The sequence below is a fragment of the Bradyrhizobium sp. USDA 3311 genome (assembly GCF_054062495.1).
On sequence record NZ_JBSSFI010000001.1, the window covers coordinates 1,017,288 to 1,040,401 of the forward strand.

Below are 23,114 nucleotides of genomic sequence, written 5' to 3' on the forward strand. Positions count from 1 at the left end.
CACCCGTCCCTGCACCATATTTCGCCCCCATCGGCGATGGCAAGAAATATAATTCTACTCACTTCGGTGGAGGCTGCGGCGCTTTTTCGCGGCACGACGATACGCCCAGCCTATTCCGCGATTGATGACGGCTATTGGACCGCGGGTCACTTTCCGCACTTAAATGAAACAGAGAAGCAGCAAGAGTCGAGGGCGCATCATGACCACAACACCCCATCGTGTCGTCATCGTCGGCGCCGGCTTCGGCGGGCTGGAGGCGACCTACCGGCTGGCGGGCACCCCGGTCGACATCACGCTGATCGACCGCCGCAACCATCATCTGTTCCAGCCGCTGCTCTACCAGGTCGCGACCGCATCGCTTGCGACCAGCGAGATCGCCTGGCCGGTCCGCCATCTCATGCGCGACCGACGCGAGGTGACGACGCTGTTCGCGACGGTCAGCGGCGTCGATGCGACAAGGCGCTGCGTGCTGATCGACGACGGCAGCGAGGTGCCCTACGACACGCTGGTGCTCGCCACCGGTGCGCGTCACGCCTATTTCGGCCATGACGAATGGGAGCAGTTCGCGCCCGGCCTGAAGACGCTGGAGGACGCGACCACGCTGCGCCGGCATATCCTGGTGGCGTTCGAGCGCGCCGAGCGCGAGACCGATCCGGCCAAGCGCGCGGCGCGGCTGACCTTCGTCATCGTCGGCGCCGGCCCCACCGGCGTCGAGCTCGCCGGCACCATCGCCGAAATGGCGCATCACACCCTGCCGGAAGATTTCCGCAACATCGATACGACCAAGGCGCGCGTGGTGCTGATCGAGGCGGGGCCGCGCGTGCTCGCAGGCTTCGCCGACGAGCTCTCGGCCTATGCACAGGCGTCGCTGGAGAAGATCGGCGTCGAGGTCGTGCTCGGCCAGCCCGTCACCGAGATCGACCGCGACGGCGTGGTCTATGGCGGCACGCGCCTGGACGCGAAGACCAAGATCTGGGCTGCGGGCGTGCGCGCCTCGCCCGCCGCCGAATGGCTGGGCGTGCCGGCTGATCGCGCCGGCCGTGTGCAGGTCGAGGCCGACCTGACGATCCCCGGCCATCCCGAGATCTTTGCCATCGGCGACACCGTGACGATCAGTGCCTGGGAGGGCAAGCCGGTGCCCGGAATCGCGCCCGCCGCCAAACAGCAGGGGCGGCACGTCGCCGAGACCGTCAAGGCGCGCCTGCGCGGAGAGACGAAGGGAGCGTTCCGCTACAAGCACTCTGGCAGCCTCGCGCAGATCGGCAAGCGCCTCGCGGTGATCGATTTCGGCCGCATCAAGCTGCGCGGCACCATCGCGTGGTGGATCTGGGGCATCGCCCACATCTACTTCCTGATCGGCCTCCGCCACCGCCTCAGCGTCGCCCTGAGCTGGCTCTGGATCTACGCGCGAGATCAGCGCGCGGCGAGGTTGATCACGCAGGGATCGAGCAAGGTGGTGGGGTGACGGCTTCTCCCTCTCCCCGCTTGCGGGGAGAGGGTCGGGGTGAGGGGGAGTCTCCGCGGGGACAGTAGGAGTCGAATCCTTCGATGCTCCCCCACCGTCGTTGCGAGCGCCGCGAAGCAATCCAGGGTCCCGCGGAGGAATTCTGGGTTGCTTCGCTGCGCTCGCAATGACGCGTTGAAAGATCGTCGTTCCCGCGGACATGTGACTCGCGGAAGCACCCCCTCACCCGGATTGCATCTTCGATGCAATCCGGCCTCTCCCCGCAAGCGGGGAGAGGCAAAGAGCAATTACTTCACCAACTCGCACCCGCCCTCCGCCAGCGGGCGAAACGCCTGCTCCGCCGGAATCGTCGAGACCAGCTTGTAGTAGTCGTAAGGGTATTTTGACTCCTCCGGCCTCTTCACCTCGAACAGATACATGGGATGCACGACGCGGCCGTCCTGACGGATGGCGGTGTCGCCGAATAGTTTGTCCTTGCCCCTGAACTTCTTCATCTCGGGCACGGCGTCCTTCGCATTGTCGCTGCCGGTGGCGGCAACCGCGTTGAGATAAGCGAGCGTGGAGGCATAGACGCCGGCCTGGTTGCCGCTCGGCATCTTGCCGTTCATCCCCGGCCGCGCACCGAAGCGCTTGGCAAACGCGCGGGTGTCGTCGTTCATGTCCCAGTAGAAGGCTTCCATGAGCTGGAGCCCCTGCGCGACCTTGATGCCCATGCCGTGGACGTCGTTGATGAAGAGCAGGAAGGCGACGAGCTTCTGCCCGCTTTGCTGGATGCCGAACTCGGCGGCCTGTTTCACCGCATTGATGGTGTCGCCGCCGGCATTGGCAAGGCCAATCACCTGCGCCTTCGAGTTCTGCGCCTGCAACAGGAAGGAGGCAAAGTCAGACGTGCCGAGCGGGTGCTTGGAGGAACCGATCACCTTGCCGCCATGCGCCTCGATATATTTCTGCGCTTCGGCCTCGATGCCCTTGCCGAGCGCGAAATCGACCGTGAGGAAGTACCAGTCCTTGCCGCCGCGCGACACCATCGCGGCCGCCGTGGTGTTGCCGGTCGCCCAGGTGTCGTTGACCCACTGGATGGTGTTGGGCGAGCAGGCCTTGCCGGTGAGATCCGAGCTCGCCGTGGACGACGCCAGGAAAGTCATGCGGCTGTCGCGCAGCAGCGTGTTGATGGAGAGGCCGACCGCAGAATTCGGCACGTCGACGATGGCATCGACGCCCTCGACATCGAGCCATTTGCGCGCAATCGCATTGCCGACATCGGCCTTGTTCTGGTGGTCGGCATAGACGATCTCGACCTTGATGTTCTTACCCCCGCCGTTGAAATCCTCGGCCGCCATGCGCGCGGCTTCGACCGAGCCCATGCCGTTGGTGTCCTGGAAGATGCCGGAGATGTCGTTGAGCACGCCGATGCGCACGACGTTGTCGGAGATTTCGCCGCTTGCTGCGCCGCTCACGAGGCTTGCGGCCAGCGCGAGCGTCCATTTCAGGTGTTTCATCGTTCCCTCCCCTTATGTGTGTCGCGCCGGTCGTCGCCGGCACGTTTGGAATTCAGACCTGTCGTTCCGGCAGTCTCAGCACGAGCCCGTCGAGCGCGGGCGTGATCATGATCTGGCAGGACAGCCGGCTGTTCGGCAGTCGCTCGGTGGCGGTGCCGTCGAGCAGCGCGTCTTCGTCATCTGCCATCGCGGGCAGGCGCGCGAGCCAGGCTTCATCGACATAGACGTGGCAGGTCGCGCACATGGCATTGCCGCCGCACTCGGCCAGGATACCGTCGAGGCCATGGCGGGTCGCGGCCTGCATGGCGCTCTCGCCGCCCGAGGTCTCGACACGGTCGGACTTGCCGTCGGCATGGATGAAAGTAATCGCGGGCATCGAGGCTCCTCGTCAGGCCGGGGTGATGGTCACAGGCAGGCTGTCGAGCCCGCGTAGCGTGTTGTTGAAGCGGCGTTTCGGCTCGCCCGTGATCTCGATCTTCGCGATGCGCCGCGCCAGCGCCGTCAGCATCACTTCGCCTTCGAGGCGCGCGACGAGCTGGCCGACGCACATGTGGATGCCGGAGCCGAATCCGACATGGCCGGACGAGCGGCGGGTGACGTCATAGCTGTCGGGCTTGTCCCAGCGGCGCGGATCGCGATTGGCGGCGGCGAGAAACATCAGCACCTTCTCACCTTCGCCGATCGTCGCGCCCGACAGTTCGACCTCACGTGTGGTGGTGCGGAAGAAGGTCTGCACCGGGCTTTCGAAACGAACCGCTTCCTCGAAGGCGCTGCGCGCGAGCGAGAGATCGCCGCGCAGGCGCTGCCATTGCTCCGGAAAGCGCGCGAGGCAATAGACGGCCGCTCCGATGCCGTTGACGGTGGTGTCGAGGCCGGCCGAGAGCAGCGAGCGCACCAGCAGCGGCGCTTCGCTGGCCGTGATGGCGCCCTCATCGACCTGGGCATGAATGCAGGCGCCGAAGCCGCCGGGCGCGAGGTTCTCGCGCTGGCATTGCTCGGCGACATAGGCCTGATGAGGCGTCGAGCGCGCGATCGCCTCCTGGCGCAACTGGTTGGGCGGCCCGAACGCGTTGAACACGACGCTCGCGTAGGGAATCAGATGCTCGCGCCCCTCGGATTTCAGCCCGAGCGCATCCGGGAAGATCGAGAGCGGATAGGCCTCGGCGAGGTCGGCGATCGCATCGAAGCTGCGCTTTTCGATCAACGCGTCCACCCGCCCCTCGGCCGCCGCGGCAAAGCGGTCGCGCACCTGCTTCATCACCGTCGGCGACAGCACCTTTGACAGCACGGCGCGGGTCCGGGTGTGCGCGGGCGGATCGGCCTCGAGGATCAGGCTCGGCGGCCGCCACGGCGTCTCCTTCTTGAAATCGGAGAGGCCGACGCCGCGGCTGGAGCAGAACGTCGCGGGATCGTTCAGCACGGCGTGGACCTCGGCATAGCGCGCCACGCCATAGACGTTCCACTTGTCGAGATAGACCACCGGCCCCGCCTCCCGCAGCAGCTCGTGCGTGGGATAGGGGTCGGCAAAAAAATTCATGTCGAAGGGATCGACGTCGAGATGCGGGACGCCTGATGCGGCGGAGCCGGGTACGCTCATGGAAGTCCTCCCTCATTTTGATCTTGTGAAAGGGCCGCGCTTGCCCTTAGGTCTTCGGGCACCACGCGAGTCAGAAGCCCGATATGCCGCCGTCTTCGACCAGAGCCCGCCAAAAGCCCGCGCCCGCCGAGACCGGCCCGACGCTTGATCTCGATCGTTACGTCCCGGCCTTCATCACCTTCATCGCCAACAAGCTCTCGAACAGCGCGACCGCGCTCTACCAGCGCGAGTTCGGCGTCAACGTCACGGAATGGCGGATCATGTCGCTGCTGGCGATCGAGCCCGGCATTCCCGCCTCGCGCATCTGCCACGTCATCGGCTTCGACAAGGGGCCGGTGAGCCGGACGCTTGCCGGCCTCGAGAAGCGCGGGCTGGTGTCGATCCGCACCGACCCGAATGACGGTCGCACCCATTCGATCGCGCTGACGGCGAGAGGACGCGCCACCCATGACAAGGTGATCGTCGCAGCGTTCGAGCGCGAACGGCGCCTGCTGTCCTGCCTGAGCAAGGACGAGCGCGAGGTGCTGATCGATCTGCTCCGCCGGCTGCACGAAAATCTCGGCGCGGTGACGGGCAGCAGCACCGCCTGACGCACCGCGCGTGAAGCGCGCCGCATCGCCGCTTTCAGGCATGCGCCGGCATTTGCCCGCGGCACCATTCCTGCCGAGCATCGTTTCCTCCGAGATCAGGCGCGGCGGTTCGTCCACCGTCATCCTTGTCCGGAACGGTTCGCACAAATTAGTTGCTTAGGCAACAAAATAATCTGGCAGGATATTGCGGCAGGTTGGCTGGCCTATGGGCAGTCTGTCTCACACTCAACTCGTCATTCCGGGGCGCGCGTAGCGCGAACCCGGAATCCATCGTGCAACAGCCCCTGCGGTGAGATGGATTCCGGGTTCGCGCCAAGAGGCGCGCCCCGGAATGACAGCGAGACGACCTGGACTGCGCCATTACGCGGTTGCGTCATCGTCTCGATGAGGCGCCGCCTCCGGGGTCAATTCACCCGACGCACCCAATCCATTCCCCCGCCGCATCGTCATTCAGCCGCGCCACCGCCTCCGCGCGTCGCGTCAGCACCGCGCGCTGGTTAATGTAGCCCTTGTCGGTGATCTCGCCGCCGTCGACCGATGGCGGTTCGGCGAGCAGCAGCGCGCGCGTGGCGTGGCCGGAGGAATTGGCGCCCTGCTGCTTCAGCTTCGCAAGCCCCTGAGCGATCGCACCCCTGACCTTGTCATGTGCCAGCACATCATTCACATCGGCCGTCTCCGGCAAACCGGCATGCCCACGGCACGCCGGGATGTTCGGGAACACCAGGAAGCGCACCTCGTCGCCGCCATGACCGGCGACGACGATGTCCTGCGCGAGCGGCGCCAGCGCGGCGATGCCGGCGAGCCGCAGCGTGCCGACGCTGACCCAGGTGCCGGAATTGAGCTTGAAGTCCTCCGCGACACGCCCGTCGAAGAACAGGCCGCGCTCCGGCCGCGCGCTATCAGCAAGCTTCACCGCATCCCCGATGAGATAAAAGCCCTCATCGTCAAACGCCTGCCTGGTCAGCTCGGGCGCCTTCCAGTAACCCGGCGTGACGTTGGGGCCGCGCACGCGCACTTCCAGCTTGTCGCCGGAGGTGACGAGCTTCAGCTCGGTACCGGGTATCGGGCACGCCGATATTGCCGGAGCGCTCGGCGAGGAAATGGCAGTCGGTCGCCAGCGGCGAGGTTTCCGTCGAGCCCCAGGCCGACACCATCGGCAGCGGGCGGCCGACGGTTTCGACGGACAATTGTTCGAGCGCGTCCCACAGGTTCTGCGGCAGCGCTGCGCCCGCATAGAAGGCGAACTTCACCTCGCTGAAGAAGCGGCGGCGCAACGCTTCGTCACCGCGCAATGCCGCGATCAGCATGTCGAAGCCGCGCGGCACGTTGAAATAGACCGTCGGCATCACGCTTTTCAGGTTCGCGAGCGACGTCGCAAAGAGACCGGGCGCAGGCTTGCCGCCGTCGATATAGAGTGAGCCGCCGTTGCGCAGCACCAGGTTGAAATTGTGGTTGGCGCCGAAGGTGTGGCTCCAGGGCAGCCAGTCGAGAATGACGAGATCGCTGCCAGCCTGTTCGAGGAAGGTCCAGGTCTGCGCCTTGGCCTGCTGGCTCGAGGTCAGCATGCGCTGGGTGTTGATGACGGCTTTCGGCGTGCCGGTCGAGCCTGACGTGAACAGGAATTTTGCGATCGTGTCCGGCGTCACCGCGGCAAAGGCTTTTGCGACGTCGACAATTTCGGGCGTTGCCGCAACGGCGCTGAAGGCGAGTGCGTCGGCGTCAGCGCCGTTGCCGCTGATGATCTGCGCCTTGTGCAGCGGCTCGATCGCAGCCAGCGCCGCCGCGAACGGCTTCGTCGCGGAGACGTAGATCGCGCCCGGCTCGAGCAGCGCGATCATGCTCTTGAGCTTGTCGAAATCCCTGGACATCAGCGAATAGGCCGGTGAGATCGCGGCGGAGGGCACGCCGACATGCTGCGCGGCAAGCGCAAGCAGCGCATGGTCGATGCTGTTATCGGAGAGGATCACGAGCGGGCGTTCGGCGCTGAGGCCTTGCGACAGGATCCATGACGCCGCGCCACGCACCTGCCGCAATGCCTGCGCGTAGGTGACCGTGGTCCATGGCGCTTCGGCATTGCCGCGCTCGGCGAGGAAGATCGCATCGGGCGTCTGCCGCGCCCATTGCTCCAGCCAGTCGCCGATGCAGCGCGCGCTGTCGTGCAACGGCTCCGGCGAGCGCAGCACGATGCTGCCGTCGGCGCGATGCTCGGCGATCGTCTTGGGCGCTGCGAACAGACTTGACGCGTCACCGCGTAAGGCGGCTGTCATGTGTTTCCTCCTCCGCCCGGATGTCCGGATCGGCCGCAGCCTCGTTCCGGACTGCCTTGGCCATTCTGCCTTGGTCATAATGTTGGGCACGACAATTGTTGTCGTCAACAACAATCTTCCGCACGGCCGTCCGAGGCGCTACAAGGGATGCATGGCAGGAGACGCGACGTGACGGCCACCGCAGCCCAAACTTCCCCACGCAAACGCGCCGGCAACGGCGCGGCGCGGCCGAACGATGCCGACGAGATCGGGCTCGACGCGCTGGTCGGACACGCCGGTTACGCGGTGCGGCGCTTCCAGATCTGGATCTTTCAGGACTTCATCAAGACGCTGGGCGAGGTCGACATCCGGCCGACGCAATATTCGGTGCTGACGGTAATCGGCGCCAATCCGGGCCTGTCGCAGATGGCGGTGGCCAAGCGCCTCGGCATCGAGCGCGCCCGGCTTGTGCATCTGCTCGACAGCCTCGAACACCGCAAGCTGGTGAAACGGGTCAAGTCGAAGGCGGACCGGCGCTCCCACGCCCTGCACCTCACCGCCCAGGGCGAGACGGCGCTGGCGAAGTTCAAGCGGCTCGCCGACGAGCACGAGCGCCATGTCGAGGCGAAGATCGGCAAGGAGAACCGCGAGCGGCTGCTCCAGATCCTCGCTGGCTTCACCTGATCCAGACTGCCCAAAATTTGCGCAAATGCCCGGAACAAGGCGTTGGCGCGACGGCCCGCCCGGCCGCCGAAATATCCCCCAACCTACTGATCTCCCGATAGTATCCGGAGCATTCGCGCTGCCCGGATTCTGTACACAATGGCACATCGCTTGCTTCAATCCGGGTGAGGACATGTTGCCGGAGTTTTGTCGCCATGAGGGCTGAAAATGGGGGCTGAGCAGCCTGAAACGATCGCCGCGATTGTGGCCGCGCATCGCGCGAGCACGCTCACGCCGGCACAGACGATCGCGCGCACCTATCAACGCATCCGCGACCACGACGATCCCGCCGTCTTCATCAGCCTGCGCGACGAGAAGGACGCGATCGCGGAAGCTGAAAAGCTTGCCGCGCGCGCGGATGCCGCCAGCATGCCGCTCTATGGCGTCCCGGTCGCGGTGAAGGACAACATCGACGCGCTGGGCTTTCCGACCACGGCGGCCTGCCCCGCCTTCTCCTACACACCGACCCATGACTCGACCGCGGTGGAGCGCCTACGCGCAGCCGGCGCCATCATCATCGGCAAGACCAATCTCGACCAGTTCGCAACCGGCCTCGTCGGCGTACGCTCGCCCTACGGCATTCCCAAAAATTCGATTCGCGAGGATCTGATTCCCGGTGGCTCCAGCTCGGGCTCGGCGACCGCCGTCGGCGCCGGGCTGGTGCCGCTGTCGCTCGGCACCGACACCGCCGGCAGCGGCCGCGTGCCGGCCATGCTCAACAACGTCGTCGGGCTGAAGCCAAGCCTCGGCATGATCTCGACCGCGGGACTCGTGCCTGCCTGCCGCACGCTCGACTGCATCTCGGTATTCGCCTTGACGGTGGACGATGCTGCACTCGCACTCTCCGTGATGGCGGGACCTGACCAGGCCGATCCATTCTCGCGCGACCGGCCGCTCGGCGCGCTCACGCCGTTCCCCGCAAACCTGCGCCTCGGCGTGCCGCGCAACGGGCAGCTGATCTTCTTCGGCGACAAGAAGGCGGAAGCCGCTTATGGCGAGGCGCTGAAGCGCTGGACCGCGCTTGGCGCGACACTGGTCGAATTCGACCTCGAGCCGTTCTACGAGACGGCGCGGCTGCTCTACGAAGGCCCCTGGGTCGCCGAGCGCTATCTCGTGATCAAGAACCTGCTGGCGTCCGCGCCCGATATGATCCATCCGGTGACGCGCGAGATCACCGCGGCCGGTGCGCGGCTGACGGCGGCGGACACCTTCTCCGCGCTCTATCGCCTGCAGGGTCTGCGCAAGATCGCCGAGCGCACCTTTGCCAATATCGACGCGCTGGTGCTGCCGACGGCGCCGACCGCGTATACGACCGCGCAGGTGCTGGCCAACCCGATCGAGCTCAACAGCCGGCTCGGCACCTACACCAATTTCGTCAACCTGCTCGACCTCTGCGGCCTCGCCGTGCCGGCATCGATGCGCGCCGACGGCATCCCGTTCGGGATCACGCTGCTGGCGCCGGCCGGCCGCGATGCGCTGCTTGCGAGCATCGGCCGCGTGTTCCATGCGGATACCAGGCTGAGCGTCGGCGCGAAGGGCGTCGCGCAACCCGCGCTCTCGCCGCTTGCCGCAGGCGGCATCGACGAGATTCCGATCGCCGTCGTCGGCGCGCATCTGTCCGGCATGGCGCTGAACGGCGAGTTGAAGGCGCTGAACGGAAAGCTGATCGAGGCGACCAAAACCGCACCGGACTACAAGCTCTATGCGCTTCCGACGACGCCACCGAAGCCGGGCATGCTGCGCGTCGCAGCCGGCAAAGGCGCGGCCATCGAGCTGGAGATCTGGTCGCTTTCTGCGGCTGCGTTCGGCAAGTTCGTCAACGCGATTCCGGCGCCGATGGCGATCGGCACCATCAGGCTCGCCGACGGCCGCAGCGTGAAGGGCTTTCTCGTCGAGCCGGAAGTGCTCGGCGAAGCGCGAGACATCACAAGCTACGGCGGTTGGCGCGCGTATATGGCGGAGGCGGCCACGGCGTAGCTCTCGTAGGGTGGGCAAAGCGTAGCGTGCCCACCATTACCACCAGCCAGGTGGTGGGCACGGCGCTTTGCGCCTTTGCCCACCCTACGGCACGGAGTGCGCGTCGCCTACACCGACACCGCGTAGATTTCGTACTCCCCGCGCACCAACTCGATATGGGCGCGCATGGCGGCGGCGGCGCCCTGCTTGTCGCCGCGCATGATGGCGACGACGACGCGGTCGTGCTCCGCTTGCGATTTGGCGAGACGGCCAAGGTTGCGGAACTGAGCACGGCGGAACGGCTGCACGCGGACGCGGGTCGCCAGCGTGATCTCGGCGATGTAGCCGTTCTGCGAGCCGGCATAGATCGCGTTGTGGAAGCGCTCGTTGACCTCGTGGAAACGATCGGGATTGCCGGTGTAGCTGAGGACACGCAGCTCTTCGTGGATGGCTTCCAGGCCGTGGCGTTCGGCGGCGGACATGCGCTCGGCGGCAAGGCCGGCGCACAGCGCTTCCAGCTCCGCCATCGCCTCGAACATGCTCTTCAGCCGTTCGATCGACGGCTGCGCCACCACCGCGCCGCGATGCGGCCGGGCCTCGACGAGGCCGCTCGCCACCAGCTGGCGCAGGGCCTCGCGCACCGGCGTGCGCGAGACGTTGAAACGCCGCGCGATGTCGGTCTCGTCCAGCGGCGAGCCGGGAGCCAGGGCTCCGCGCACGATCTCGTCGGCGAGCTGAAGACGCAGCTCCTCGGCGCGCGTGACCTTCTGCACCGACGGCAGGGCCCGGTCGACGCGGGGCACCACCGGCTCGGCCGGCAGAGTTCCCTGCGGAAGGTCGTCAAGCGTCATTCGATCAGGTCTCTTTCGACTCGTCGATGATGCTGACATGGGCGGCGACGACGCGCCAGCCCTCCGGGAAGCGAATCCAGGTCTGCATCTGCCGGCCGACCTTGCCGGGCGCCGTGTCGCGATAGAACAGGGTGGAGGCGACGGCCGTGTCGCGGCCATAGCTGCTGATGACGGTTTTCGCGGTGCGACGGTTCAGGCCGACCGGCGAGCGGCCGGCGCGGAAGCCGGAGATCGCCTCATAGCCATAGAGGTTCTCGCCGATGCCGTAGCGCAGCGTGCGGGGATCGTTGCGGAACAGCTCGCCGAGCACGGTTACGTCGTTGGTGACCAGGGCCTGCTCATAACGATCGAATGCGGCTTTGACTTCCGCGATCACCTCTGGGAGATCGATCTCCATCTCAGAATCCTCTCGGGGCTGGCGCTGCAACAACGCCCATCCGTTCCAACGTATGCGCGACGCGCAACGCGATATCCTCGCGCCAGGGCGCGGCGATGATCTGCACGCCGATCGGCAGCGGCTCGAGCGGCACCGGCACCGCGACCACGGGCAGGCCGATGAAGGAGATCGGCTGGGTGTGGATGCCGATATTGGCGCGCACCGGCAGCTCGACGCCGTCGAGATTGAAATTCACCTGCCCGAGCTTTGGCGCAGTGCACGGCGTCGCCGGCGCCAGCAGCACGTCGACCGATTTGAAGATTTCGGAAAACTGCGCGCGATACCAGCGGCGGAATTTTTGCGCGCGATCCACCAGCGGCGCGGGCACCATGGCGCCCGCGATCAGGCGGTCGCGCACGGCGGGATCGAAATCGTTCGGACGCTTGCGCAGGCGATCGAGATGCAGCGAGGCGCCTTCGGTGGTGGAGATGACGTAAGCCGCCGCGCGGGCACGCGCGGCTTCGGGCACATCCACGATTTGCGTCGCGCCGAGCGCCTTGGCGACGCGGCTGACGGCTTCGACCGCCTCGGGAAACACGTTCTTCTGGAAGTAACCGCCGGCGATCGCGATGCGCAGGTCCGAGACCGGATTGGCGAGCAGCGGCACCGTCGGCTCCAGACCGCGTGTGGTGCAGGCGGCATCGCCCGCATCCGGCCCCTGCATCGCATCGTAGGCGAGCGCGAGATCGGTGACGGAGCGCGCGAACGGGCCGAGATGATCGAAGCTCGCGACGAACGGAAACGACCGCGCCCGCGACAGCCGGCCATAGGTCGGCTTCAGACCAAAAATGCCGCAGAACGAGGACGGCACGCGAATCGAGCCGTTGGTGTCCGAGCCCAGCGCGATCGGCACCAGCGCGCCGCCGACGGCGCTGCCGGAGCCGCCGGAGGAGCCGCCGCTCATGCGCGTCGTATCGTGCGGATTGCGCGATGGACCGTCGTGAATGTTCTCGCCGGTGAAGTCGTAGGCGTATTCGCCCATGTTGAGCGCGCCGACCAGAACCGCGCCGGCCGCTTCCAGCCGCTCGATCAAGGTGGCGTCGCGCTTGGCGGGTGCGAGGTCGCGGTTGATCTTCGAGCCGGCACGGGTCGAGAGGCCCGCGACATCGAACAGGTTCTTCACCGCGAAGGGCACGCCTGCAAGCGGGCCGACCTCCTTGCCGGCGGCAATGTCGGCATCGATCGCACGCGCTTTCGCAAGGGCGCGCTCGGCGGTGACGTCGGTGAAGGAATTGAGGATGGTGTCGTGCTGCTTGATGCGCGCGAGCGCGGCTTCGGTGGCAGCGAGGGCGGACATCTTGCCGCCTGCCACCGCTTTCGCGATGTCGGCAGCACTCATCTCTGGCTTGGTGGTCATGGCGGCGTCAGACGGAGAAGATGGGCGCCGGCTCGGTCTCGTCCGGCAGCGCGAATTCGTCGACGAGGCGGGCGAGCCGCAGCGACACTTCGAGATTGGCGCGAACCGCCGGCCTCCAGGCCTCCTCGATCGGCAATGCCAGCGCTTTCGATACGGCGTCGATATAATCGTCCAGCGGCTCGGCCATCACGCTCCCAAACAATCAGTGTACCGGCAACGGCGGATGCGGGATCGCCGTCAGCAGCTCCTTGGTGTAGTCGTCCTGCGGATCGCTCAAAACCCTCTCGGAAGAGCCTTCCTCGACGATTCGACCCGTCCGCATCACAATGACACGATCGCACAGCAAGCGCACTACGTTCAAATCATGCGAGACGAACAGATAGCTCATACCTAGCCGCGCCTTGAGGTCCTGGAGCAGATTGAGGACCACGGCCTGGACCGAGACGTCGAGCGCCGCCGTCGGCTCGTCCAGGATGACGAGTTTCGGGTGCAGGGCAATCGCCCGGGCGATGCCGACACGGGCCTTCTGGCCCCCGGACAATTGGTGCGGGAACCGATCCAGCAGATTGTGCGGCAGGCCGACCATGGTGGCCAGCTCCTCGCAGCGGGCGCGCAGCGCGTCGCGGCCCCTGACGTCGCCGAGCTGCATGATCGGGTCGGCGATGGCGCGCGCGGCGGTGAAGCGCGGATTGAGGCTGTCGGTCGGGTCCTGGAACACCATCTGGATGCGGCTGCGCTGCGGCAGCCGGGCGAAGGAGGCAGGCTGAATGCCGCCGATGTCCTCGCCGTCGAACTGGATCAGGCCGGAGGTCTGATCCAGGAGCCGCATCACCATCATCGAGGTGGTCGATTTGCCGCAGCCGGATTCGCCGACGAGCCCGACGCTCTCGCCATGGCCGATCGAGAAGCTGATGCCGTCGACGGCGCGGAATACATCCGGCTCCACCGGCGGCTTGCGGCCGAACAGTTTGCCGAGCGTGGCGGTGGCGCCCTGACGGGGATACTCTTTCACGAGCTTTTCGATGAGAAGGAGAGGCTGTTCGCTCTTCCCCCTCTCACCGCTTGCGGGGTCGCGACGAGCTTCGCTCGCGCTGAGAGGGTTGGGGTGAGGGGGCGTCTCCGCGAGCACGGTGCTTGGAGAGTCCCCCTCACCCCCCGCACTTCGTGCGTCGGCCTCTCCCCGCACGCGGGGAGAGGCGAAGGAAGCCCCCTCCTCCTCCGGCAACAGATCCCGCAAGCTCACGCCGAGCCGCGGTGTCGCGCGCATCAGCTTCTTGGTGTAGGGGTGCTGCGGATTGGCGAAGATATCGGCGGCCGTGGCGGTCTCGACCACCCGGCCCTTCTCCATCACCGCGACGCGGTCGCAATAGGCGGCGGCCAAACCCAGATCATGCGTGATCAGGATGGTCGACATCGCGCGGCGCTTGGTCAGCTCGACGATCAAATCCATCACCGCCTTCTGGGTGGTGACATCGAGGCCCGTGGTCGGCTCGTCCGCGATCAGCAGCTGCGGGTTGCAGGCCAGCGCGAGCGCGATGACGACGCGCTGGCACATGCCGCCGGACAGTTCGAACGGATAGGCGTGGTAGCGCTCGCGCGGGCGGGCGATCTTGACCTGCTCCAGCGCCTCGATCGCCTTCTCACCGTGATCGGCGACCTGGGCCTGCTGCACATGGGTGCGCAGCACGTCCTCGATCTGATCGCCGACCTTGCGGATCGGGTTGAGTGCGGCGCGCGGGTTCTGGAAGATCATCGAGACTTCGCGGCCGCGCAGGTCGCGCATCTGGTCTTCGGTCGCAGCCTTCACGTCGATGCCCGAGAACATCACCGAGCCATCGGCGATCCGCCCGGCACGGTCGAGGATGCGCATCACCGCATAGGACGTCACCGACTTGCCGGAGCCGGACTCGCCGACGATCGCCAGCGTCTCGCCCTTGGCGACGGAGATGTTGACGTGCTGCACCGCCTTCACGATGCCGCGGCGGGTGGTGAATTCGACCGTGAGGTCCTGGACGTCGAGTAAGGGCTGGGCCGTCATGGATGGCTCCCGTCACTCAAAAAGTGCGAAAACAACCCCATGCACAGTAGAATGGCGTTGGAATCATTGGGGAATCTTAGCAGGGGCTTTGCCATCACGTCCTCCGCTGCGGGTCGACGATGTCGCGGAGGCCGTCGCCGAGGAGGTTGAAGCAGAACACGGCGATCATCAAAGCGAGGCCGGGGAACAGCGCGATCCACCATTCGCCTGAGACCATGAAGCCCGCGCCTTCCGCGACCATGATGCCCCATTCGGCGGTCGGCGGGCGGACGCCGAGGCCGATGAAGGACAGGCCCGCGGCGTTGAGGATGGCGTAGCCCATGGTCAGCGACATCTGCACGATCATGATCGGCATGATGTTGGGCAGGATGTGCACCAGCAGGATGCGGAATTCACCGTTGCCGGACAGGCGCGCGGCCTGCACGAAGCCGGCATTGCGGCGGACATTGGCCTCCGCACGCGCGACGCGGGCATAGAGCGGGAAGTTGACGATGGCCGTGGCCAGAATGATGTTCTGCACCGTGTTGCCGAGCGCGGCGACGATGCCCATCGCCAGCACGAACAGCGGAAACGCCATGATGGTGTCGGCGATGCGGCCGACGATGCGGTCGGTCCAGCCGCCAAAGTAGCCCGCTGCGATGCCGGCGAGGCCGCCCATCAAAAACACTAGCACGACGGAGGCGACCGCGATGAAGGTATCGAGCCGCGTCGCCACGACGACGCGGCTGAAGATGTCGCGGCCGAGCTGATCGGTCCCGAACCAGTGCGCCGCCGAGGGCGGCTTCAGCGACGCGGCGGTGTCGGAGGCGAGCGGATCATACGGCACCACATAGGGACCGAAGATCGCGGCGGCGAGGATCAGGATCAGCAGCGCGAAGGCAAACCCCGTGACCTTGTTTTCGCCGAGAACGTAGCGGGTCTGTTCGAGGATCGCGACCAGTCCCGAGGTACGGGCGGGACCGACGGGTTCAACAGCAGGCGCAACGGAGCTCATGGTTTAGCCCTCCAACCTGACGCGCGGATCGATCACGCCGTACAAAATGTCGATCACCAGATTGAGCAGCACGTACATGACCGCCATCGTCAGCACGAAGCCCTGCACCGGCGCGAAGTCCGACGAGATCAGCGCCTCCACCGCATAGGAGCCGATGCCAGGCCAGGCGAACACTTTTTCCACCAACACGTTCGCACCGAGCAGGAACGAGAACACCATGCTAAGCGTGGTGATCACGGGCAGCATCGCGTTGCGGAAGGCGTAGGTGACGATGACGGTCGCCGGCGACAGCCCGCTGGCGCGCGCGGTGCGGACGAACTCCGACGACAGGACGGCGAGCATCGAGGCGCGGGTCATGCGCGCGATCGGCGCCAGCGAGAAGATCGCAAGCGTCGTCGCGGGCAGGATCAACTGGCTCAGCGCCGAGCGGAACGCCTCGAGGTCGCGCGCGATCAGGGTGTCGATCAGATAGAAGCCGGTCACCGTCGGCGGTGCGCTGTAGAACACATCGAGACGACCGAGCGGCGCGGGCGACCAGCCGAGCCGGAAATAAAAAACGTAGACCAGCACGAGGCCGGTGAAGAACACCGGCAGCGACACGCCCGCCGTCGTCGTGACCCGACAGAGGTGATCGACCCATGACCCCGGCCGCGTCGCCGCGAGCACGCCGAGCGGAATGGCGATCACGATCGAGACGATGAGGCCGAGCAGCGTCAGCTCGGCCGAGGCCGGCAGGCGGTTGCGGATCTCGGCGGCGACCGGCTGGCCCGTGGTCAGCGAGTTGCCGAAATCGCCATGGGCGAGGTCGTTGGTGTAGCGGAAGAACTGCTCGATCAGCGGCCGGTCGAGGCCGAGCTTCTTCCGGATCTGCTCGACGGCCTCTTTCGTCGCGGCGGGACCGGCGAAATACGCGGCGGGATCACCAGGCAGCGCGCGCGTCAGCAGGAAGGTGACGATGACGACGCCGATCAGCGAGGGTATCGCGAACATCAGGCGCTTGCCGATCATGGTCAGCATGGGCGTGCTCTCCTTCTGCCTAGCCATTGGAAGCAAATTCGAACGACTTGCTCAGCTGCGTTCCCTCCCCCCTTGTGGGGGAGGGCTAGGGAGGGGGGTGGCTCCGGGAGGGGTCGGAGTTCGTGGCTACCCCCCTTCCTGCCCTCGAGAGCGAGCTTCGCTCGCCTCGGACCCCACAAGGGGGGAGGGAATGAGGTGACAGTGCCCACCTCACTCCAGTGGAAGAGACCAACACATGCCGATGCGTCGCCGACCATCAGCATGACACCTCACCCCTTTGCCATCGCGCGGTAGTCCAGGCGGCGATGGAACCAGTATTGGTAGCCGCTGATGTTCTTCTGCATCGCGACGTTGACGAAGGGCTGGTATAGCGGGATGCGCGGGATGTCGCTGTAGGCGAGATCGACGAAACCCTTCACGTCGGTGTCGTAGGTCGCGGTGTCGCCGCTCGCGGCCGCGACGCGCGCGCCGTCGATCAGCTTGTCCATCTCCGCCGACTTGTAGCTCATGGTGTTGAAGACGGAATTGTTGCCGTGATAGCACCAGTAGAAGAAGTACTCGGGGTAATCGAGCCAACCCGAGAACACGTTGGTGAAGAGCGGCATCTCCTTCTTGTTCAATTCGGTGCGCCAGTTGGCGCCGGGCACCTTGTTGATGGTGGTCTTGATGCCGAGCTGGGCGAGCGATTCCTGCACCAGCACGCAGAGCGGCTCGTTGACGCCGGCGAAATTGAGGTCGAACGAGATCGTGGTCTCGAAACCGTTGGCGTAGCCGGCCTCCGTCAGCAGCGCCTTCGCCTTCTCCATGTCGGTGTTGTATTTGTGCTGCTGCGGCCAGGCGACCTCGGTGGCCTTGTCCTTGGGGGCGCCGAACATGGGATTGCCGAGCCCGAACAGCACCGCGTCCATGATCTTCTGGTAGGGCAGCGCATAGGCGATGGCCTGCCGCACCTTGACGTTGTCGAACGGCGGCTTGGTGACGTTCATGCCGATATACTGGATGCCGTTGGAGAACGGCAGCGACACCACGTTGAGCTTACCGCTCGCCTTCATCTCCTGGAAATCCTTGAACGGCAGCTCGTAGGAGATGTCGGCGTCGCCGCGCTCCAGCAGCGCACGGCGATTGCCCGCCTGCGGCACCATGCGCCAGATCACGCGCTTGATCTTCGGCAAGGGCCCGCCGACCCAATCCTCGTTGCGCTCCATGATCACTTCGGTGCCGGCGGTCCACTTCGTCACCTTGTAGGCGCCGGAGCCCGCGGTCTGCTGCTTGGTGAATTCGAGACCCCAGGGATCCTTCTCGCTGGCGTTCTTCTTGACCAGCTCGGAGTTGACGATGCAGGGCACGATCACCGCGAGATCGGGAATCGTCAGCTTGTCCTTTTTCAGGAAATCGACGCGCACGGTGTAGTCGTCGATCACGACGAACTGCTCGGGCTTGGTCAGCGAGCCCGCGCTCATCTGGAAGGTCGGGAAGCCGCCAACGCTGACGGCGCGGTCGAGCGACCACTTCACGTCCTTGGCGGTGACCGGCGCGCCATCGTGGAATTTGGCGTTCTTCTTCAGCTTGAAGGTGACCGACACGTCGTCGATCTTCATGTCCTCGGCGAGCTCGCCCTTGAACTTGTCGCGATCGTAATAGGGCACGCCGCCGGGGCCGCTCTTCATCTCGTGGCTGATCAGCCGGTCGTAGCAATTCCAGGACACCTCATAGCCGGGCACGTTGGTGCCGACGCCGTGGATGTCGAGATTGTTGGGGCCGCCCTCCGAGACGATCAGCAGCGTCTCCGAACGCGCATCGGCCTTGGCCGAGGAGATCACGGACGGCATGGCCGGAAGCGCCGCGCCTGCGGCCAATCCGGAAACGGACTTGAGGAAATCGCGGCGCTTCATGAAATCGCTCCAACACAAAAGTTTCTGGTTGGAACTGGATTCGCAAGGTTCGTGCCAGAGCTTAACGAGGCGTTAGTCTCGCGCTAATCAACTGATATCACTTGATCTTTTTGATTTTTGCCTGATTTTCCGGAGAGCGGCGCACTTCCTGATTGCATACAAAGACGGAGAATTGCTCAAAATTTCATCGATAAAGCGTGAGAGCCCATTCGGGAGGCGACGGCAGGACTCATCGCGCAGGTAGCGCGGCGCCCGTGCTGAAGCCACCAGGCCCGGCCGTCATTCCGGGGCGATGCGCAGCATCGAGCCCGGAATCCATCGGGCCTCAGAATGCGTGGGAAAATGGATTCCGGGCTCGCCGCTTCGCGGCGCCCCGGAATGACGGAGAGGGGTGGGGCCGGAGCACTCACTCCGCCCAGATCAGGTCCTGCAGCTCGACGAGATCCTTCGCCTTGTCCTGCCAGCCCTCGATGCAGATGTGGCTGTTGAGATCGCTGGCGTGGTGCAGCAGCATCAGGGCCATCAGGCGCCGCTTGAGCGCATAGTCCAGCTTCGCATAGCCAAACCCTTCGAGCAGGCTGCGCACCCTCCCCGGCCGGCCCGCCGCCATGAAGGCGCCGGGGCCGAGCAGGTCGTAGTCGCGCCATCCCGCCCGCACGTCGCCGAAGTCGAACAGGCCGGCGAGCGACCATTGCCCGTCATGGCAGGCGAGCAGAAAGTTCTCCGGAATGTATTCGCCGGTCAGGAGCACCGGCGGCGCGTCCATCGGAACGAGGCGGGCCGCATCGCGCAGGAGATCGTCGAGGCCTCCAAGGAATTTGGGCGCAAGGCCGAGACGCTGGTGCCTGGCGCGGCACCCCTGCATCTGGGCGCGCATGAACTCGTCCCAGCGCGGCTCTATTGCTGCGAGAGGGCCAAGCGGCGCGCGCTGCACGGCCGCGATGGTCTCGCCGATCTGGCGCAGCAGGCGCTCCTTCTGCTGTTCCGGCAGAGACGGCCAGACCTCCGAGCCGAGCGTGCCGGCAAGACGCGTGATGACGAGATAGGGCCAGCCGTCGCGCATCCCTTCCGCGACGACCTGCGGAATTGGCAAGGAAAGACGTCCCGCAAGCTGCGTCAGCGAACCGCGCTCGGAGACGAATTGCGCGTGGAGCAGCGGCGGGAAGATCTTCAGGATCAGGCGCTCACCGAGGCCGACCACGAGATTGGTACCTGTTACAAACACCTGCGGCGCGCCGACGTCGAGGCCGTGGCTGCGCGCGATGTCGAGCGCGATCGGCAGCCATCGGGACTGGTCGGCGCGCAAGGCACGGTAGGCCTCGAGGCTCGTCGACGCGGACATGCCCCAAGCACCGACTGAATCCGGCGGCAGCGACTCCTCCATCACAGCGCCCGGCTCCGTCCGGTGTTATTCTAGGACATCCTTGACGCTGTTCTTGATGGTCGAGGGGACCGCATGCTCGGGGACTTCGATGGTCTGCGCACCGCGCGTGATCCGGTAACTGAACGCGTCGGCCTGACCTGGATGCGCGGGCGCGACCTTCTTCGGATCGGCAAAAAGCTGCTCCACCGTCTTCTGATCGGCGGCGGACAGATCCGACAATGCCACTTCACCGCGGCTCTTGAGGTGAGGGCCGCCGAAGCCGGCGAACCCTCCGACGCGCTCGATCTTCAAGCGATCCACGCTTCCTTCCTTCCGTATCGCACGTTTTAGAGCCCGACCTTCTTCCATCCGGTATCGACGGCGGCGAGGACTGCGGCATCGCCAGGATACAACGTGTGGGCACCCTGCCGGGTCCGCGCCGCGAATGCCTTCATCGTCATGTTCGGCGCCGGCCCGAAACCAGTGAGCGAATGATACCACACCTGCCCGATCCTGGCCCAACTGTATCCGCCAAGCGTCGTGCAGGCGGTGTAGAAGGCGAGGTTCGGCGGCCCGCTCGCGTAATGCGGGTCCATGCCGGGCGTCACTTGCGAATATTTGGTCGGCTGCGGCGCCAGGCAGTGCTTGGCGGCGGGATCGGCCATGTCGCGCAGGCAGGCGAACCCCTTCTTCTTGGCCGCCGGCCCCATGATGTCGCGCCCGATCAGCCAGTCAGCCTTCTTGACGTCCTGCTTGGCCTCCCACTGCCGGAACATCGAGCCGAAGCAGTCGGAGATGCTCTCGTTCAGGCCGCCGGCATCGCCGCTATAGGCGAGCTGGAGGCTATGCTGGGTCACGCCATGGGTCAGTTCGTGGCCGATGACGTCGTTGCCGCGGGTGAAGTCGACGAAGATGCTGCCGTCGCCGTCGCCATAGACCATCTGCGAGCCGTTCCACATCGCGTTGTTGTACTTCTCGCCGAAATGAACCGACGACATCATGGTCATGCCGTGATCGTCGATCGAATTCCGGTTGAAGACCTGCTGGTAGAACCTGGCCACCTTGGTGGTCTGGTTGAAGGTGCGCTTGACGGAGCCGTCCGAGGACGTCTTCGGCTTCGGCACGGGCGTGCCGGGCAGCGTCTGCGTGTGCTTGCAGTCGTAGACCGTGACCGTCGGCGCCGCGGCCAGCGTGACCAGACCTGCGGCGCGCGCCGCCACGACGCTGGTCAATTTCGCCGTCTGCGTCCGCAATTCGCGCAGTTCGTGACTGACCTGGACGGTGTCGACCATCTGCTTGCGAAGCACGGCGGACAGCTTCTTGTCCTGGGAAAGTCTGGTCAGAACGTCGTTCGGGATGATGCAACATGAGCAAGGCATAAGCGATCTCCATCACAACTTTTCCGGAAAAATGATAGTTAAAACAACCTCAAGATTATCGCTGCGCGCCCGCGGCACAAGTGATGTGGCTCACACGGGCGTCATTGTTTCGAGAGCGTGGATTTGCGGCCCGCCCGCGGATCCGTGCATCGCTTCAAATTTCGTGATGTGGAGTCGCGTGCGCGCGCAGCGGGCCGAGCAGCGCCTATCGCTCCGGGCTGGCGCGCTCGAACTGGCGCAGCAGCTTGTTGCCGCGCTCGACGGCGGAATCCAGCGCTCCCTGCGCGCTCTTCTGGCCGGCAAAGGCCTGCTCCAGCTCGTCCTCGATCGCGCCGCGGATCAGCACGAAGGAGCCGAGCCGGATGCCCTTCGAGTTCGACGTCGGCGGATGCAGCGTGATCTCCTCGAACGAGATCGCCGAGCCCGGATTGCGCTCGTAGAAGCCTTGCGCGCGCGTCAGCTCGTAGGCGGCGCGGGTGATCGGCAGATATCCGGTGTTCTGGTGCCAGGCCGCCTGCACGCCGGGCTGCGACAGATAAGCGAAGAACCGCGCAACGCCCTTGTATTCCGCGCGCGGCCGATCACGCAGCACCCACAGCGTGGCGCCGCCGATGATCGAGTTCTGCGGCGCGTCCTTCACCTCGGGCCAGTACGGCATCATGCCGTAGCCGATCTCGAATTTCGAGTTCGCGTTGATGTCGGCGCGCGTCGCCGAGGAGCCGATGAAGATGCCGCATTCGCCGTTCTGGAAGCGCGGCTCGGCCGACTGGCCGCGGCCGCCATAGTCGAACAGCCTGGTCTTCTGCCACTCAGCCAGCTGGGCGACGTGCTTGACGACGACCGGATTGTTGATGGTCAGCTCGGCATCGAGCCCGGCAAAACCGTTGGTGCGGGTCGCGAGCGGCAGGTTGTGGAAGGCGGAGAGATTCTCGATGTGGATCCAGGACGGCCAGGACGTGGTGAAGCCGCAAGGAGCGCCGCGGTCGCGCAGACGCTTTGCGATCGCGCCAAGCTCCGGCCATGTCTTCGGCGGCGCCTCCGGATCGAGGCCGGCGTCACGGAACATGGTCTTGTTGTAGTAGAGGATCGGCGTCGACGAATTGAACGGGAACGACAACAGATTGCCGGCCGCATCGGTGTAGTAGCCGGAGACGGCGGGAAGGTAGTCGTTGAGCGAGAACGGCTCGCCCTGGTCCCGCATCAGGCTGAACACCGGATAGATCGCGCCCTTGGCCGCGGTCATGGTGGCGGTGGCGACCTCGTTGACCTGGACGATCGCGGGCTGGCTGCGCGAGCGGAAGGCGAAGATCGCCGCCGTCACCGTCTCGGTATAGTTGCCCTTGTAAGCAGGCACGATCCGGTAATCGGACTGCGAGGCGTTGAAGTCGGCGGCGAGCTTTTCCAGTTGCCGGCCGAGCTCGCCCGACATTGCGTGCCACCACGCGATGTCGGTGGCGGCGTTGGCCTGCGCGGTGAACGTGAAGGCCGCGGCGGCGGCAACGACCTGCAAACAGCGCAATGCTGAAATCACGATGGCTCTTTCCATGTCGCGCGGCAAAAGGCGACCCCGTCCTGCTTACGGCGCGGCATTTCCAGTTTCAACCGGGAATGACGGCCGGCCGCGCCGCACAATCACCCCGCGGGCCGCGGCGGGATGGCCTTCCCTTAACCATCTGCTAGATTGCATTGAACCTTTTGGTCTCGCCATAGA

At 65.5% G+C, this 23,114-nt stretch carries 19 protein-coding genes and 1 pseudogene; 4 read left to right on the forward strand and 16 right to left on the reverse strand.

The window, feature by feature from the left end; all coding sequences use genetic code 11:
• Positions 1 to 199: 199 nt before the first annotated feature.
• A complete protein-coding gene (locus ACVWW6_RS04980) occupies positions 200 to 1,465 on the forward strand; it encodes an NAD(P)/FAD-dependent oxidoreductase (protein ID WP_038965243.1) in 1,266 nt (421 codons plus the stop codon).
• Positions 1,466 to 1,752: 287 nt separating this feature from the next.
• Here the strand turns inward: ACVWW6_RS04980 and ACVWW6_RS04985 are convergent, their stop codons facing one another.
• From ACVWW6_RS04985 to ACVWW6_RS04995, 3 genes are read right to left on the reverse strand one after another with little or no spacing between them, the layout of a single operon-like run.
• Positions 1,753 to 2,964: an ABC transporter substrate-binding protein gene (locus ACVWW6_RS04985; RefSeq protein ID WP_456680259.1), complete on the reverse strand. Its 1,212-nt coding sequence runs from the start codon at positions 2,962 to 2,964 to the stop codon at positions 1,753 to 1,755.
• 52 nt (positions 2,965 to 3,016) lie between these two features.
• A complete protein-coding gene (locus tag ACVWW6_RS04990) occupies positions 3,017 to 3,340 on the reverse strand; it encodes a 2Fe-2S iron-sulfur cluster-binding protein (RefSeq protein ID WP_011083869.1) in 324 nt (107 codons plus the stop codon).
• A gap of 12 nt (positions 3,341 to 3,352) precedes the next feature.
• Positions 3,353 to 4,561 (reverse strand): cytochrome P450, encoded by a 1,209-nt coding sequence (locus tag ACVWW6_RS04995; protein WP_304550357.1) that lies wholly within the window; start codon positions 4,559 to 4,561, stop codon positions 3,353 to 3,355.
• A gap of 83 nt (positions 4,562 to 4,644) precedes the next feature.
• On the opposite strand from ACVWW6_RS04995, the gene ACVWW6_RS05000 reads away from it, so the two are divergent.
• Entirely contained in the window at positions 4,645 to 5,151 is a 507-nt protein-coding gene (locus ACVWW6_RS05000; protein WP_456680260.1) for a MarR family winged helix-turn-helix transcriptional regulator, read from the forward strand.
• A gap of 409 nt (positions 5,152 to 5,560) precedes the next feature.
• Here the strand turns inward: ACVWW6_RS05000 and ACVWW6_RS05005 are convergent.
• A pseudogene (locus ACVWW6_RS05005) lies at positions 5,561 to 7,418 on the reverse strand (feruloyl-CoA synthase).
• A 168-nt stretch (positions 7,419 to 7,586) separates the two neighbouring features.
• Here ACVWW6_RS05005 and ACVWW6_RS05010 point away from each other — a divergent pair.
• On the forward strand, positions 7,587 to 8,081 hold the full coding sequence (locus tag ACVWW6_RS05010) for a MarR family winged helix-turn-helix transcriptional regulator (RefSeq protein ID WP_456680261.1): 495 nt from the start codon (positions 7,587 to 7,589) through the stop codon (positions 8,079 to 8,081).
• Between the two features lie 207 nt (positions 8,082 to 8,288).
• A complete protein-coding gene (gene atzF, locus ACVWW6_RS05015) occupies positions 8,289 to 10,097 on the forward strand; it encodes an allophanate hydrolase (RefSeq protein WP_456680262.1) in 1,809 nt (602 codons plus the stop codon).
• Positions 10,098 to 10,204: 107 nt separating this feature from the next.
• Here atzF and ACVWW6_RS05020 read toward each other — a convergent pair whose 3' ends face one another.
• The 12 genes from ACVWW6_RS05020 to ugpB all read right to left on the reverse strand — a co-directional run bounded on the left by ACVWW6_RS05020 (position 10,205) and on the right by ugpB (position 22,949).
• Complete coding sequence (locus ACVWW6_RS05020; protein ID WP_028172700.1) at positions 10,205 to 10,927, reverse strand: GntR family transcriptional regulator; 723 nt, start codon at positions 10,925 to 10,927, stop codon at positions 10,205 to 10,207.
• 4 nt (positions 10,928 to 10,931) lie between these two features.
• Positions 10,932 to 11,324 carry an oxalurate catabolism protein HpxZ gene (hpxZ, locus tag ACVWW6_RS05025; protein ID WP_011083862.1) on the reverse strand — a complete coding sequence of 131 codons (393 nt, stop codon included), beginning with the start codon at positions 11,322 to 11,324 and terminating at the stop codon, positions 10,932 to 10,934.
• Position 11,325: 1 nt separating this feature from the next.
• Positions 11,326 to 12,720, reverse strand: a complete 1,395-nt coding sequence (locus tag ACVWW6_RS05030) for an AtzE family amidohydrolase (RefSeq protein WP_304550353.1) — start codon at positions 12,718 to 12,720, stop codon at positions 11,326 to 11,328.
• A 7-nt stretch (positions 12,721 to 12,727) separates the two neighbouring features.
• Positions 12,728 to 12,907, reverse strand: coding sequence for a DUF4089 domain-containing protein (locus tag ACVWW6_RS05035; RefSeq protein WP_028172697.1), 180 nt, complete (start codon positions 12,905 to 12,907; stop codon positions 12,728 to 12,730).
• A gap of 15 nt (positions 12,908 to 12,922) precedes the next feature.
• Complete coding sequence (locus ACVWW6_RS05040; RefSeq protein ID WP_456680263.1) at positions 12,923 to 14,758, reverse strand: dipeptide ABC transporter ATP-binding protein; 1,836 nt, start codon at positions 14,756 to 14,758, stop codon at positions 12,923 to 12,925.
• A 94-nt stretch (positions 14,759 to 14,852) separates the two neighbouring features.
• On the reverse strand, positions 14,853 to 15,752 hold the full coding sequence (locus ACVWW6_RS05045; protein ID WP_456680264.1) for an ABC transporter permease: 900 nt from the start codon (positions 15,750 to 15,752) through the stop codon (positions 14,853 to 14,855).
• A 3-nt stretch (positions 15,753 to 15,755) separates the two neighbouring features.
• Positions 15,756 to 16,769, reverse strand: coding sequence for an ABC transporter permease (locus ACVWW6_RS05050; protein ID WP_456680265.1), 1,014 nt, complete (start codon positions 16,767 to 16,769; stop codon positions 15,756 to 15,758).
• A 269-nt stretch (positions 16,770 to 17,038) separates the two neighbouring features.
• Positions 17,039 to 18,661 carry an ABC transporter substrate-binding protein gene (locus ACVWW6_RS05055; protein WP_456680266.1) on the reverse strand — a complete coding sequence of 541 codons (1,623 nt, stop codon included), beginning with the start codon at positions 18,659 to 18,661 and terminating at the stop codon, positions 17,039 to 17,041.
• Between the two features lie 406 nt (positions 18,662 to 19,067).
• Positions 19,068 to 20,003, reverse strand: a complete 936-nt coding sequence (locus tag ACVWW6_RS05060; protein WP_161532982.1) for an aminoglycoside phosphotransferase family protein — start codon at positions 20,001 to 20,003, stop codon at positions 19,068 to 19,070.
• A gap of 66 nt (positions 20,004 to 20,069) precedes the next feature.
• On the reverse strand, positions 20,070 to 20,345 hold the full coding sequence (locus tag ACVWW6_RS05065) for a protealysin inhibitor emfourin (RefSeq protein ID WP_456680267.1): 276 nt from the start codon (positions 20,343 to 20,345) through the stop codon (positions 20,070 to 20,072).
• Positions 20,346 to 20,371: 26 nt separating this feature from the next.
• Positions 20,372 to 21,403 carry a M4 family metallopeptidase gene (locus tag ACVWW6_RS05070; protein ID WP_011083854.1) on the reverse strand — a complete coding sequence of 344 codons (1,032 nt, stop codon included), beginning with the start codon at positions 21,401 to 21,403 and terminating at the stop codon, positions 20,372 to 20,374.
• Positions 21,404 to 21,608: 205 nt separating this feature from the next.
• The gene (ugpB, locus tag ACVWW6_RS05075; protein WP_456680268.1) at positions 21,609 to 22,949 is read right to left on the reverse strand and encodes a sn-glycerol-3-phosphate ABC transporter substrate-binding protein UgpB; all 1,341 of its coding nucleotides are present in this window, start codon (positions 22,947 to 22,949) and stop codon (positions 21,609 to 21,611) included.
• Positions 22,950 to 23,114: the final 165 nt, after the last annotated feature.